This is a genomic window from Cyanobium sp. Aljojuca 7D2 (assembly GCF_024346415.1).
Lineage (GTDB): Bacteria > Cyanobacteriota > Cyanobacteriia > PCC-6307 > Cyanobiaceae > Cyanobium_A.
In genome coordinates this window covers 54,413-66,546 of record NZ_JAGQCX010000010.1, presented here as the reverse complement: position 1 = coordinate 66,546, position 12,134 = coordinate 54,413, and the positions used below count along the sequence as shown (strand labels likewise).

Annotated in this window: 16 protein-coding genes and 1 tRNA gene; 6 read left to right on the top strand and 11 right to left on the bottom strand. The window is 67.7% G+C overall.

The window, feature by feature from the left end:
- Nucleotides 1–26: 26 nt before the first annotated feature.
- The 3 genes from msrB to KBY57_RS11245 all read right to left on the bottom strand — a co-directional run bounded on the left by msrB (nt 27) and on the right by KBY57_RS11245 (nt 1,878).
- Nucleotides 27–470, bottom strand: coding sequence for a peptide-methionine (R)-S-oxide reductase MsrB (msrB, locus tag KBY57_RS11255; RefSeq protein WP_254995974.1), 444 nt, complete (start codon nt 468–470; stop codon nt 27–29).
- 28 nt (nt 471–498) lie between these two features.
- Entirely contained in the window at nt 499–1,770 is a 1,272-nt protein-coding gene (locus KBY57_RS11250) for a glycosyl transferase (RefSeq protein WP_254995973.1), read from the bottom strand.
- Nucleotides 1,771–1,796: 26 nt separating this feature from the next.
- Nucleotides 1,797–1,878 (bottom strand) — tRNA-Leu (locus tag KBY57_RS11245).
- A 132-nt stretch (nt 1,879–2,010) separates the two neighbouring features.
- On the opposite strand from KBY57_RS11245, the gene accC reads away from it, so the two are divergent.
- Nucleotides 2,011–3,363: an acetyl-CoA carboxylase biotin carboxylase subunit gene (gene accC, locus KBY57_RS11240; protein ID WP_254995972.1), complete on the top strand. Its 1,353-nt coding sequence runs from the start codon at nt 2,011–2,013 to the stop codon at nt 3,361–3,363.
- 2 nt (nt 3,364–3,365) lie between these two features.
- Here the strand turns inward: accC and KBY57_RS11235 are convergent, their stop codons facing one another.
- On the bottom strand, nt 3,366–3,710 hold the full coding sequence (locus tag KBY57_RS11235; protein ID WP_254995971.1) for a YggT family protein: 345 nt from the start codon (nt 3,708–3,710) through the stop codon (nt 3,366–3,368).
- Nucleotides 3,711–3,800: 90 nt separating this feature from the next.
- Between KBY57_RS11235 and psbX the strand changes: the two genes are divergently transcribed.
- The 4 genes from psbX (at nt 3,801) to KBY57_RS11215 (ending at nt 5,942) form a co-directional block, all read left to right on the top strand.
- Nucleotides 3,801–3,923, top strand: coding sequence for a photosystem II reaction center X protein (gene psbX / locus KBY57_RS11230; protein WP_094561148.1), 123 nt, complete (start codon nt 3,801–3,803; stop codon nt 3,921–3,923).
- A gap of 53 nt (nt 3,924–3,976) precedes the next feature.
- Complete coding sequence (locus KBY57_RS11225) at nt 3,977–4,870, top strand: Ycf66 family protein (protein WP_254995970.1); 894 nt, start codon at nt 3,977–3,979, stop codon at nt 4,868–4,870.
- A 65-nt stretch (nt 4,871–4,935) separates the two neighbouring features.
- Nucleotides 4,936–5,469, top strand: a complete 534-nt coding sequence (locus KBY57_RS11220) for a Tol biopolymer transporter periplasmic protein (protein ID WP_254995969.1) — start codon at nt 4,936–4,938, stop codon at nt 5,467–5,469.
- Entirely contained in the window at nt 5,466–5,942 is a 477-nt protein-coding gene (locus tag KBY57_RS11215; protein WP_254995968.1) for a TolB family protein, read from the top strand. Before KBY57_RS11220 ends, KBY57_RS11215 begins: the two co-directional genes overlap by 4 nt.
- Here the strand turns inward: KBY57_RS11215 and KBY57_RS11210 are convergent, their stop codons facing one another.
- The 3 genes from KBY57_RS11210 to KBY57_RS11200 are packed head-to-tail and all read right to left on the bottom strand — an operon-like array spanning nt 5,943 to nt 8,547.
- Nucleotides 5,943–6,149 (bottom strand): chlorophyll a/b-binding protein, encoded by a 207-nt coding sequence (locus KBY57_RS11210; protein ID WP_254995967.1) that lies wholly within the window; start codon nt 6,147–6,149, stop codon nt 5,943–5,945.
- A 4-nt stretch (nt 6,150–6,153) separates the two neighbouring features.
- Complete coding sequence (locus tag KBY57_RS11205; RefSeq protein WP_254995966.1) at nt 6,154–8,145, bottom strand: ABC transporter ATP-binding protein/permease; 1,992 nt, start codon at nt 8,143–8,145, stop codon at nt 6,154–6,156.
- Between the two features lie 39 nt (nt 8,146–8,184).
- On the bottom strand, nt 8,185–8,547 hold the full coding sequence (locus KBY57_RS11200; protein ID WP_254995965.1) for a histidine triad nucleotide-binding protein: 363 nt from the start codon (nt 8,545–8,547) through the stop codon (nt 8,185–8,187).
- A gap of 75 nt (nt 8,548–8,622) precedes the next feature.
- Between KBY57_RS11200 and KBY57_RS11195 the strand changes: the two genes are divergently transcribed.
- On the top strand, nt 8,623–10,197 hold the full coding sequence (locus tag KBY57_RS11195) for a YifB family Mg chelatase-like AAA ATPase (protein ID WP_254995993.1): 1,575 nt from the start codon (nt 8,623–8,625) through the stop codon (nt 10,195–10,197).
- A 64-nt stretch (nt 10,198–10,261) separates the two neighbouring features.
- Here KBY57_RS11195 and rpsU read toward each other — a convergent pair whose 3' ends face one another.
- The 4 genes from rpsU to def all read right to left on the bottom strand — a co-directional run bounded on the left by rpsU (nt 10,262) and on the right by def (nt 11,981).
- Nucleotides 10,262–10,432, bottom strand: a complete 171-nt coding sequence (gene rpsU, locus KBY57_RS11190) for a 30S ribosomal protein S21 (protein WP_010304532.1) — start codon at nt 10,430–10,432, stop codon at nt 10,262–10,264.
- 76 nt (nt 10,433–10,508) lie between these two features.
- Entirely contained in the window at nt 10,509–11,135 is a 627-nt protein-coding gene (locus KBY57_RS11185; protein WP_254995964.1) for a DUF3747 domain-containing protein, read from the bottom strand.
- A gap of 54 nt (nt 11,136–11,189) precedes the next feature.
- Entirely contained in the window at nt 11,190–11,387 is a 198-nt protein-coding gene (locus tag KBY57_RS11180) for a hypothetical protein (protein ID WP_254995963.1), read from the bottom strand.
- 9 nt (nt 11,388–11,396) lie between these two features.
- Nucleotides 11,397–11,981, bottom strand: a complete 585-nt coding sequence (gene def, locus KBY57_RS11175) for a peptide deformylase (RefSeq protein WP_254995992.1) — start codon at nt 11,979–11,981, stop codon at nt 11,397–11,399.
- Nucleotides 11,982–12,134: the final 153 nt, after the last annotated feature.

Genomic DNA, 12,134 nt, shown 5'->3' with positions numbered 1-12,134 from the left:
GCTGAACCGTGCCCCTTTGCCGCCGTTCAGCGCTCCCGGAATGCCAGCGACGCTGAATTGACACAGTGGCGCTGGCCCGTGGGGGCCGGCCCATCGTTGAACACGTGACCGAGGTGCGCGTCACAGTTGGCGCAGCGGATTTCGGTGCGCACCATGCCGTGGGAGCTGTCGGTGTGGGTGCTGATGGCCCCCGGCTTCACCCCATCCCAGAAACTGGGCCAGCCTGTGCCGGAATCAAACTTGGTGGCACTGCTGTAGAGCTCGGCATCGCAACAGATGCAGTGGTACATCCCGGTGCCCTTGTGGTTCCAGTAGGCGCCGGTGAAGGCCCGCTCGGTGCCGCCCTGGCGCGCAATCCGAAACTGCTCGGGGGTGAGCTTCTGGCGCCACTGCTCCTCGCTGGCCCCGCGGGCCAGGCCGCTGTCGAGGCCGCAGGCCGAAGGGTCGGGGGTGCTGGCGGCATCAGCCATGGGAACGATCAGAACGCTGGCGGCAACCCTAGGCACCTGGGCCGGTGCCCCTCGCGTCAGGGGGCAGCAGCTCCTGCACCAGGGCCGCCAGGTTGGCCACCGCCCCCGGCTGGCCCCGCAGGCTGCGCAGATCAGCCCGCATGCCCTCCAGGCGTTCGGGTGCCGCCAGCCAGTCGGCGGCCTCAGCCGCAATGCTGTCTGGCGTGATCGCCCCCACCCGCTCGGGCACCAGCATGCGGCCGGCGGCGATGTTGGGGGAGGCCAGAAAACCTCGGTGCCGCAGCCGCCAGGCCGTGAGCAGCACCCCAAACAACCAACGCAGCAGCGGCAGGCGCCCCACCAGCCCGGCCAAGCCATCCCAGGCCTGCATCACGTGCAGGTGCTGGGTGGGCACCAGCACCAACATCGGCACCCCCAGCGCCGCCAGTTCAGCCGTGTTGGCCCCCACGGTGGTGAGGGCCAGGGCGCATTGGCTCAGGGCACTGTGGGCTGGATTTTCAAGCACTAGCTGCAGACGGGTACCGGCCGGCGTCTCCAGCAGGTCTGGCCCCAGCAGCCGGGGCACCCCGGATCGGTAGGCCCGGGCGATCGGATTGGCGGCTCCAGCCTGGGCGAGCAGATCCTCCACGCTGGTGGTGGGTGCCAGTGGCAGCAGGAAACGGCAGCCCGGTCGCAGCGCCGCCAGGCGATCGGCCGTCTCCAGCAGGAACGGCACGCCCACCCGCAACTTGGCCCGCTTGGAGCCCGGCAGCAGGGCCACCCACTCGCCCTCGGGCAGCGGAGCATCGCTGCGCGCCGACTCCGACAGATCGGCCATCAGATCGCCGACCACCGTGCAGCGCTCGACCCAGCGGGTCGCCAAGCGACCGGCCGCCAGGGGCCCCATCGCCGCAATCCGATCGTTCCAGCGGGGCCAGCGGGCCACCCATTCGGCATAGGTGAGGTGCCGGTAGCCGAGGCGCGCCGAGAGCAGCACCGTCCAGAACTGATCACCCCCCAGAAACACCACCACCCCCTGGCGGCTCCAAGGGCCGAAGCGCCGGGGTCGCAGCAACAGCCCCCAAAACTGCCGAGCCGGCACGATGCGCTCGAACAACCCCCAGCTTCCGGCGGCGTGATGTTCGCGGCCAGTGCCGTTCGGGCAGGGCACCAGCACGAGCTGCAAGCTGCAGGCAGCTCCAGCCACGGCCGGCCGCAGCGGCATCAAGCGCTGCAGGCGCAGGGCGAGGGGTCGCACCCAGGTGGAGAGCTCCCCGGGCCCGTTGCTCACCAGCACGATCGACACCGGTGCCGGATGCATCAGCTGGGAGAGCCGAAAAAAAGAAATGCGGATGACGAGACTTGAACTCGTAAGGCCGAAGCCACACGCCCCTCAAACGTGCGTGTCTACCAATTCCACCACATCCGCATGTGGTACGGACCGCTGGAGGCGTTCCGGTCCGAGCAATATACCCATTGCCCCTCCCGGAACCCCCTGGAAAGCGGGCTCTGGCAGCACTGATACAGTCCGCACTGGCCTGGTTCTGCTGAGTCACCGCGGATGTCCATCGGCAAGTTGCTGATCGCCAACCGTGGCGAAATTGCCCTGAGGATCCTGCGCACCTGCCGGGAGCTCGGCATCCCCACTGTGGCGGTTTACAGCACGGTGGACAAGAACGCGCTGCACGTGCAGCTCGCTGATGAAGCGGTGTGCGTGGGCGAGGCGCCCAGCAGCAAGAGCTACCTCAACATCCCCAACATTCTGGCGGCGGCCACCTCCAGAGGTGCCGACGCCATCCACCCCGGCTACGGCTTCCTGGCCGAAAACGACCGCTTCGCCGAGATCTGCGCCGACCACGGCCTCACCTTCGTGGGCCCGTCGCCGGAGGCGATCCGCTCGATGGGCGATAAGTCCACGGCCAAGGCCACTATGCAGCAGGTGGGCGTGCCCACCATCCCCGGCAGCGAAGGGCTGTTGCAGAGCGTGGACGAGGCCCGCCGGCTGGCGGCAGAGATGGGCTACCCGGTGATGATCAAGGCCACCGCCGGCGGCGGCGGCCGGGGCATGCGCCTGGTGCCCGGGCCCGAGCAGCTCGAGAGCCTGTTCAAGGCCGCCCAGGGCGAAGCCGAAGCCGCCTTTGGCAACCCGGGGCTCTACATGGAGAAGTTCATCGACCGGCCCCGGCACGTGGAAGTGCAGGTGCTGGCCGATCGCCACGGCAACGTGGTGCACCTGGGCGAGCGCGACTGCTCGATCCAGCGTCGCCACCAGAAGTTGCTGGAAGAGGCCCCCAGCGTGGCCATCAACGCCGACCTGCGCCGCCAGATGGGCGAGGCCGCCGTGGCCGCTGCCCGCACCATCGGCTACGAGGGCGCCGGCACCGTGGAATTCCTGGTGGACCGCAGCGGCGCCTTCTACTTCATGGAGATGAACACCCGCATCCAGGTGGAGCACCCGGTCACCGAAATGGTCACCGGGGTCGACCTGATCGCCGAGCAGCTGCGCATCGCCGGCGGCGAACCGATCTCCGTGACCCAGGAGCAGATCAAGCTCTGCGGCCACGCCATTGAGGTGCGCATCAACGCCGAAGACCCCCGCCAAAACTTCCGCCCCGCCCCCGGCAAGATCACCGGCTGGCTCCCCCCCGGCGGCCCGGGCGTGCGGGTCGATAGCCACGTTTACACGGGCTACGAGATTCCGCCCTTCTACGACTCCCTGATCGGCAAGGTGATCGTGTGGGGAACGGACCGAGAACACGCCCTCAAGCGGCTGCGGCGGGCCCTCTCCGAGTGCGCCGTCACCGGCATCCCCACCACGATCGAGTTCCACCTGCAGCTGCTGGACCGGCCGGAATTCCTGGCCGGCGATGTGCACACCAAATTTGTCGAACAGGAGATGCTGCCCCCGGCCTGAACTCAGCCCACCAAACCGGCCTGGGCCCGCATCAGCACCTGGCTCACCAATCCCTGCTGGCCCACCAACAGCTCGCGCACCAGGCTCAGCAGGCCCACCCACACCACCGGGGTGACATCCACCCCGCCAATCGGCTGGATGACACGCCGCGTGGCAGCCAGCACGGGCTCGGTCGGGGCCCCGATCAGCCGCATCGCACCGCGGCTCAGATCCACCTGGGGATACCAGGTGAGCACAATCCGGAACAGGAACAACAGGGTCCAGAGGGCCAGCCCCAACCCCAAAACCAAGTGCAGCCCTGACAGCACCGGCAACCAGGACGGGGACGTGGGGGGCAGGGCCGTCACAAAGCTCTAAGCAGCTGGGCCTGCAGCGTAGGAAGCCGCCGCCACTGCCTAGGATTCCGCGACGCTTGATGCCTGAGAGCTGGCCCCGCCATGACGCCTTCCCTCGCCAACTTCCTGAGCAGCCTCGTTGCGGGTGCCGTGATCGTGGTCGTGCCGATCACCATCGCCCTGGTGCTGATCAGCCAGAACGACCGCCTCGATCGCAAGCTCTGAACCCCCTGGCCTGGCTGCCTACAGTGGCGCAACGGTCCGACGGGTGAAACACCGTGGTTAATGCCAGCCTGAATTGGGCCAGCATCGTGGGCATCGTGCTGGCGGTGGGCGGTGCGCTGCTCTACTTCATGCGCAGCTTCAAGCCCGCCCTCGCCCGCGACTACGACGTCTTCTTCGCCGCGGTGGGCCTGCTCTGTGGCGGCATCCTGTTTTTCCAGGGATGGCGCCTCGATCCGATTCTGCAGTTCGGCCAGTTTCTGCTCGCCGGCACCACCGTCTTCTTCGCCTACGAGAGCGTGCGGCTGCGGGGGGTGACCACCGAACAGGCCCGGCGCTCGTCCTATTTCGATGACGACGAGCCGATGCCGACTCCGGGCCCCTATCGCCCGCGCATGGGTGGACGCACCTGGGGCGAGAGCGACGTGGATCGCTTCGATGAGCCCCAACCGCTACGCCGGCGCATTCCCACCCGCGAAGATGAGTCGGACGACGACGACTTCTACCGGGCCCGCCGCCCCAGCCGGGCCGCCATCCCCGAACGGGCCGCCAGCCGTCGCCCCGCCCAGGATGATTGGGCTCCCCAGGCCCAGGCCGGCGAAACCGCAGATCGCACTGACCGCAGCCGCTACAGCGCCGCCGGCAGCACCACGCGCCCTGCCGCTGATTTTGGTGCCCGCCGGCGCGAACGGGACGGGGCCGCTGAGCCCCGTCGCGGCAGCCGACCGGTGGCCGCCAGCGAGGCAATGCCCCGCTCAACCCGACGCCCCACCAGCCCCGAAGGCACTGGGCCCTCCATGGCCCCTCCGTCCCGCGGGCCTGCCGGTGTGCCCCAGGGATCGCCGATCAGCAAGGCTGAGGCCATCAGCGACGCCGACTTCACCCCGGTGAAGCCCCCCACCAGTCCCGAGCCCCGCCCGCGGGACAACAGCTCCCGCTTCGACGACTGACCGCCTCCGCTGCGAACCGCCGGCCTGGGCCCGCCATCACGCTGCGGCGGCAGCTGACTCCTGGTGTGGCAGCTGGCCTGGTGTGTGTGCTGGCAGGCTGTGACGCCGGGGCTTGGTTGCCACGCCGCAACACCGGCCCCACCGGCGTGCTCAGCGCCACCAGCCGCCAGGAGCCTGCCCTCAGTGGCCAGGGCCGCTGGCTGGCCACTGTGGTGGAGCGCGGCGGTCGCGCCACCCTGCTGCTGCAGGAGCAGCCCAGCGGACGGGTTGTGCTGCTACGCCACTTCCAGAATCACCAGCCCCACAGCTCCCCCTCGCTGAGTTGGAACGGGCGCTATGTCGCCGCCCTGGTGCAGCAGGGCAACCAGCGGCTGCCGCTGATCGAAGACCGGGCCACCGGGGCCCTGCATCGGCTGCCCCTGCCCGCCGATCGCACCGCCGTGCGGCTCAGCCTGGCGCCGGAGGGGCGCCGGCTGGCCGTGCAGGTGGCCCAAGGGGGCCAGTGGCGGGTGCAGCTGTTTGACCTGAGCAACCTGCTGGAGCCCGACCTGCCCGGCGGCATCGCCCTCCAGGGCGGCGGGCTCGAAACACCCCGATGAGATCGCTTCTGCCCACCACCGTGCTCGCCCTACTGCTGGCTGGCTGCCTGGGCCCGGTGCTTATGCCGATCGGGCCGCTCAACGGCCGGATCGAAGCCCTGGGCGCCAACCGCGATCCAGCCCTCTCGGGGCGCTGGCTGGCCCTGATCAGCGGCCGGGGCGGGCGTGAACAGGTGCAGCTGCTGGATCTGGAGCGCCAGCAGCCCGTGCCGGTGCCAGGGCTCAACCGGGCCGATGCCCAGCCGGTGAGTGTCAGCATCGATGCGGCCGGGGAGCGGATCGCCCTGGTGCGGCAGCTCGAAGGACGCACCGAGTTGGTGCTCTACCGGCGCTCACTGCAGAGCCTGCAGCCCATCGCCATGGTGCCAAGCGGGGTTCCCCGCCAGGTGCAGCTTCAGGCCGATGGCCGCCAACTCGCCGTGCAGGTGAGCCGGGGCGGCCTCTGGCAAGTGGACCTGGTGCAGATCCCCTGATCAGGGGATCAGGCCAGCCCAGCGCAGGAAGGTGTCGCCGCTGAGGGCTTCGATCAGCAGCACAGCCGCAAAACCCACCATGGCGAAGCGACCATTAACCCGCTCGGCGTAGCCGCTCCAACCAAAGGCCGGCACGTCTTGAGTGGTGGCGCTGGTGGTGGCGGCACTCGTGGTGGTGGCACTGGTGGCCGGGGTCTCATCAGACATGGAATCAGGCGTGGCGGCCCACGTCATAGCCGGCCGCGGGCAACAGGCGCCAATTGCCACAGCCATCCAGCTCCAGCACGGTGTCGTGGAAGGCGGTGAGGGTGGGGCGGTGTCCCACGCTCACAAAGGCCATGTCGCGCTCGGCCAGCAGGGCGTAGAGGTGCCGCTCGGTAGCCACATCCAGGGCACTGGTGGCCTCATCAAGCACCACAAACCGGGGGGAATTCAGCAGCAGCCGGGCGAAGGCCAGGCGCTGCTGCTCGCCCAGAGACAGCAGCCGGGGCCAGTCCTGAATGATGTCGAGATCGGGATAGCGCTGCACCAGGTCGGGCAGCCGCACCTGCTCGAGCACGTGGCGCAGCTGGTCATCGCTGAACCGATCCGGCTGCAGGGGGTAACAGAGCTGTTCGCGCAGGCTGCCCAGCAGCATGTAGGGCTTCTGGGGGATGAACAGCAGCTCCCCTTCGCTGGGCCGCTCCACCCGGCCGGCCGCCGGAGGCCACAGCCCGCTCACCATGCGCAGGAAGGAGGTTTTGCCGCAACCTGAGGGCCCCACCACCAACAGGCGCTGGTGGCGATCCACTTCGAGGCTCAGATCACGGATCAGAGTGCGGTTGGTGCGAGGCGGCACCAGATCCACGTGGCTCACCAAGATCGTGCCGTCGTCGCGCCCCCCATTGGTGGCCGCCAGCTGGGCCTCTAGGGCGGCGGCCTCAGTGCCGATCGCATCCACCTTGCCCTGGAAGCCCTCCAGACGGCTGATCGAAGCGGAGAACGCGGCCAGTCGATCGATGTTGTTGACGATGTAGCTGACTGAAAACAGCACCTGACTGAAGGCGATGCTGGCCTGACCAAACACACCGAAATCCACCTCCTTGGCGAAATAGATCGGCGCAATCACAAGCCACGGCAGAAAGCGGGAGAAATAGTCGTAGGAGCGCTGGATCACACTGATCAGAGCCTCCCAGATGATCAGGCGGTCGTAGTTGCGAATCGCCCCACCCAGCCGGCGCTCCGCCTCCCGCGCTTCCTGCTGTTCGCCGCGATAAAAGGCAATCGACTCGGCATTGTCGCGGATGTGAACAAGCCCGTAGCGAAAGTCGGCCTCAAGCTTGAGCTGCTGATAGTTCAGATTCACCAGCTTGCGGCTCGCAAACACAATCAGGGCCGTACCACCCACGGAATAGGCCAACAGGACCAGCGCCAACTGGTCACTGATGGTCCACAGCACGATGATGAAACTGACAAAGGTCAAAAGCGCCGAGATGATCTCGACCGTGACGCTCAAACTCGTGCCAGTGAAGCTCGCCGTGTCCTGGGAAATCCGTTGATCGGGGTTGTCGATTTCTTCCTGCGATTCATCATTCGGGTTGAGAACGTAATAGGCACGGTTGGACATATAGCGGCCGAGCAGGCGGCCACTCAACCATTCACGCCACAGCAGGCCGAGCTTCGGAATCAGGTAGCTCTGAATCGCCCGGATTGGCAAGGCCAACACCAGGCAGAAGGCGTAAATCGCCACGATCTTCCAAAACTCATCGGCCTTGTAGGCCACCAGAGCATTTTCAATGTTCCGGGCGATGTAGCTGATCCCCACATTGATTCCATTGATCACCAGGATCAGCAAGGTGATCACACCCATCAGCAGCCACGGCAGCCAGCGCCCCTGGCGCAACTTGCTGCGCAGGGCCACAAAACAGCCCAGGCCTCCAGCCAACAGCACCATCACCAGCGGGCCGATCGGGCTGCGCCAGATCGCGGCCACCTGCTCGGGCACCCCCGGCAGGAAGCGGCTGCGCAGCTCGGGGACCAGGGCCCCGCTCAGGGCCAACACACCCGTGAGCAACAGCAGGGTGCTGCCGACCACCACGGCGAGCAAGGCCACCACAAGCAGCAAAAACTGCCAGCCCTGGCTGTCGTCCACCGGCAGGAAGTAGGGCTGGGCCAGGCGTTGCAGCTTGGCCAGCTGAACGCGAAGGGCCTTGAGGGGATTCATGGAGCGGATCAGATCAGGGCATTGTGGCTGGGCCGGCAGCTAGCCCGGCGGCCAGGCCAGGGGACGCCCACCCATCACGTGAACATGCAGGTGAAACACGGTTTGCCCCGCCTCGGCGCCACTGTTGATCACGGTGCGGAACGACTCCAGCCCCTCCTGGCGCGCCACCCGCGCGGCCACCAGCAACAGATGGCCCAACAACAGTTGATGCTCCTCCGAAGCCTCAGACAGCTGGGTGATGGGCTCGCGAGGGATCACCAGCACATGCACCGGGGCCTGGGGGGCGACATCGCGAAAGGCCAGACAGTGCTCGTCGGCATACACCTGATCACACGGAATCTCGCCGCGCAGGATGCGCGCAAAGATCGTGTCAGTCGGGGCCGGATCGGCGGAGCTGGCCATCGCTGCAGGGGGGGGGTCGCGGAGGGGGCGGGGTGAGACAGGTCGGGCACTAACGCTGTAGTGGCCGAAGGCGTGATGTTGGCACGGTGCAAGACCGCGTCTCTGCAGGGCCTGGAGGCCAGACCCGTGCTGGTGGAGGTGGATCTCGCCCCGGGATTGCCGGGGCTGCAGCTGGTGGGCCTGGCCGACGCAGCGGTGCAGGAAGCCCGGGAGCGGGTGCGCTCGGCCCTGCGCCACAGCGGCCTGAAGGTGCCCCTGACGCGGGTGGTGGTGAACCTGGCCCCAGCCGACCTACGCAAGGAGGGACCCGGCTTCGACCTACCCATTGCCCTGGGGCTGCTGCAGGCCAGTGGTCAGCTGGGCGAGGCTTGCTGCGATGGGGTGTGGAGTGCTGCGGAGCTGGGCCTCGATGGAGCGCTGCGGCCGATCCGGGGTGTTCTCGCCATCGCCATCGCAGCCCGCCGGTATGGCGCCAGGGCCCTTGTGGTGCCCGAGGCCAATGCCTGGGAAGCCGCCCTGGTGGAGGGGCTGCAGGTGTGGGGGGCGCGCGATCTGGGCCAGGTGCTCTGGCGGCTGCAGCACCCCAAGGCCCCCAATCAGGCCCGCAAAGGATCCTCCACCCCCCAGCTGGCCTCGCCCGCGCCGGCGGCCGCGGATCTCGCCGACGTCAAGGGACAGGCCCATGGGCGCCGTGCCCTGGAGATCGCTGCTGCGGGGGGGCATCACCTGCTGCTCTGCGGCCCGCCTGGCAGCGGCAAAACGATGCTGGCCCAGCGCCTCGCCCGGCTGCTGCCGCCCCTCGATCCCACCGAAGCCCTCGAGCTGACGGCGATCCACTCGGTGGCCGGATTGCTGGACAGCAGCCAGGGCCTGCTGCAAACCCGCCCCTTTCGAAGCCCCCACCACAGCTGCTCGGCCCCGGGGCTGATCGGCGGCGGCGCCCAGCCCCGGCCTGGGGAACTGGCCCTCGCTCACCATGGGGTGCTGTTTCTCGATGAGCTGGCCGAATTTCGCCGGGCAGTGCTCGACCAACTGCGCCAGCCCCTCGAAGACGGAGAGGTGTGGATCCACCGCGCCCGGCAACGCACCCGCTTCCCCTGCCGAATCACCCTGGTGGCCGCCGCCAACCCCTGCCCCTGCGGCTGGTTTGGGGATCCGGAGCGGAACTGCACCTGCGGCGAAGGGCAGCGGCGGCGCTACTGGGGCCGGCTGTCCGGGCCGCTGCTGGATCGCATGGATCTGCAGGTGGTGATGCGCCGGCCGTCCAGCGAAGCCCTCACCGCCCCCTTCCGCAGCCAGGGGGGCACTGAAAACCCGGCAGCCGGAAAGACGACCGATGCAGACACCGAATCAACGGCCGTCGTGCGGGAACGGGTGCGCCGAGCCCGTTTGCGGATGGCCAGCCGCAACCCCTTGGGCTGCACCAACAGCCGCATCCCCGGAGGGCAATTGGAGCAGGTGGTGCAGCTCGACAGCGAGGCCTTAAACCTCTGGGAAGGCGCTCTTCAGCAGCGGCAGCTGAGCGCGCGAGCCGGATCGCGCCTGTTGCGGGTCGCCCAAACGATCAGCGACCTGGCCGAACAGAAGCGGATCAGCGCGGAGGCCATTGCCGAAGCCCTCACCTACCGCTCGTTTGACCAGGGTCGCTGAAAAAGTGGGTCGCTGAAAAAGAGGGTCGCTGAAACGGGTAGGCAAGCTGATCCGGCTGAGGGGATCAGCGGCGGCGGCGGCGCTGCTGGGCCTTGCGCTTGTACTTCTCGACTGGGGTCTCGTGGTGCCGCAGACGCTTGAGGTCGGCAAAGATGCCCGCCTTGGACACCTGGCGCTTGAAACGGCGGAGGGCCGATTCAATCCCTTCGTTTTCGCCGACAGTGACCTGGGTCATGAAGCGCTGCAGTGCTCACAGAGTTGGCCAATGTAGCAACTGCTTGTCCCAAGGCCCGCTCGGGCACAGGCCAGACTCACTGGCCAGGGGCACCACCAGAAGCCGGGCGGGCGGCGGGAGCAGCCTGCTGGGTCAGGGCCTCGGGCCAGGCTTCGCGGTAGATGTACACATGGCCAAGGGCTCGGCCGCCGTAGGCCCGGCGCTTGAGCTGCCAGCCCGGTTCAAACACCAGCTGCAGGAAACCGGTGCCTGGACCCTGGGTCCGGGCTACCACCATTTCCGGCCCCGCGCCGGCCTTGGTAGGGACGGCCTGAAGAACGTTGTCGTTGCTCTGGCGCACCACTGTGAGCCGATAGCTGGCGGCCAGATCGTCGCCCCCAACCCGCACCGAGTAGCCATTGGCGTCGATGAAGCGACTGCAGATCCCGCTGAAATCAAACGTGGCCAACAGGGGCTCGACGGCAGCAGGCGCCCCGGGAGCAACCACAAAACAGGGGCGGGTGGGCTTGAGCTGTTCGTAGATGTTGAGCTGGGCGCGGGTGCCATCCCCGATCGGCGCCGCCACCAGCACGAAGCGCTCCTGGCTCAGGTCGACCGCCTCAAACAAGGCGCTGGCCATCACCGGGCTGACGCTGCCGGCACTCAGAACAGCCGCACAGGCAGCCAAGGGGAGCGAACGGGCGCGCAGAACTGGCAATCGCATCACGGCATCCGGGGACCTGGTGAACGCAATCGTATGCAAGGCGGCCGGCCAGAGCTAAGCCGGCTTGTTGATACGGATGGCCAGCACCAGCGCCACCACGGTGCCCGGCAGGCTCAGGCCCAGGATCCAACGGGTGGTGGACACCCCCAGGTCGGGATCGCCATAGGCCAGCTCAAACACCGACCCGGTTGAAGCAATGCCCAGCAGGCACGCCAAGGCCAGGAACAGGCCGGCCAGCGGTTTCATCGGCATGGGTCGTGGTTAGCGAATGGAGTGGACGTCGGCACGCTGGAAGCCCTTCTCCTCAAGGCCCTCGTTGAGGCTGAGCTCATCGGTGACCCGATCGACAAACAGCACCCCATTGAGGTGATCCATCTCGTGCTGGATGCAACGGGCCAGCAGACCATCGGCCTTGACCCGTTGGGGCCGGCCCATCTCGTCGCGGTAGCTGACCTCAACGGCAGCCGGACGCACCACGTTGAGATAGACCCCGGGGATGCTCAGGCAGCCCTCCTCATAGGTCTCGATAGCGGCCCCGAAGGAGCCGATCTCCGGGTTGATCAGCACCATCGGCGGCGTGGCGGCATTTTCGGGATCCAGATCGATCACGAGCAGCTGCTTGTGCACCCCCACCTGGGGGGCTGCCAGGCCAATGCCGTGGGCGCTGTACATGCTGCGCAGCATGTCGCGGGCCAGATCCCGCACACTCTCATCCACCTTGCTGATGCGCTTGGCAGGGGTGCGGAGCACCGCATCGCCGAGGGTGTGAATGGTGAGGGGCGGCTCATCAAGAGCCACCTTGGGCACCTGAACGCTGCGGGTGGCCTGCACGGCGGAGCGAGCCATCTGGGCAAAGCTGCCGGCGGAATTGCGGGCCAACGGGATACTTAAAACGTTGCACGTCATCCTAAGGCGGCAGGCCGGAGTCTCTGGCTGAACGCAGGGACTGTGCGCCCTGGCCGGCAAGCCCTGTGAAACACCCCGTGAAACGCTTTTCAA

Coding starts and splice junctions, on each gene's coding strand:
- rpsU (WP_010304532.1), bottom strand. CDS start 10,432: ATGACCCAGGTCACTGTCGGCGAAAACGAAGGGATTGAATCGGCCCTC.
- KBY57_RS11200 (WP_254995965.1), bottom strand. CDS start 8,547: ATGGCCAGCTCCGCCGATCCGGCCCCGACTGACACGATCTTTGCGCGC.
- KBY57_RS11215 (WP_254995968.1), top strand. CDS start 5,466: ATGAGATCGCTTCTGCCCACCACCGTGCTCGCCCTACTGCTGGCTGGC.
- KBY57_RS11205 (WP_254995966.1), bottom strand. CDS start 8,145: ATGAATCCCCTCAAGGCCCTTCGCGTTCAGCTGGCCAAGCTGCAACGC.
- msrB (WP_254995974.1), bottom strand. CDS start 470: ATGGCTGATGCCGCCAGCACCCCCGACCCTTCGGCCTGCGGCCTCGAC.
- KBY57_RS11180 (WP_254995963.1), bottom strand. CDS start 11,387: ATGCCGATGAAACCGCTGGCCGGCCTGTTCCTGGCCTTGGCGTGCCTG.
- def (WP_254995992.1), bottom strand. CDS start 11,981: ATGGCTCGCTCCGCCGTGCAGGCCACCCGCAGCGTTCAGGTGCCCAAG.
- KBY57_RS11250 (WP_254995973.1), bottom strand. CDS start 1,770: ATGCATCCGGCACCGGTGTCGATCGTGCTGGTGAGCAACGGGCCCGGG.
- KBY57_RS11185 (WP_254995964.1), bottom strand. CDS start 11,135: ATGCGATTGCCAGTTCTGCGCGCCCGTTCGCTCCCCTTGGCTGCCTGT.
- KBY57_RS11210 (WP_254995967.1), bottom strand. CDS start 6,149: ATGTCTGATGAGACCCCGGCCACCAGTGCCACCACCACGAGTGCCGCC.
- accC (WP_254995972.1), top strand. CDS start 2,011: ATGTCCATCGGCAAGTTGCTGATCGCCAACCGTGGCGAAATTGCCCTG.
- psbX (WP_094561148.1), top strand. CDS start 3,801: ATGACGCCTTCCCTCGCCAACTTCCTGAGCAGCCTCGTTGCGGGTGCC.
- KBY57_RS11195 (WP_254995993.1), top strand. CDS start 8,623: ATGTTGGCACGGTGCAAGACCGCGTCTCTGCAGGGCCTGGAGGCCAGA.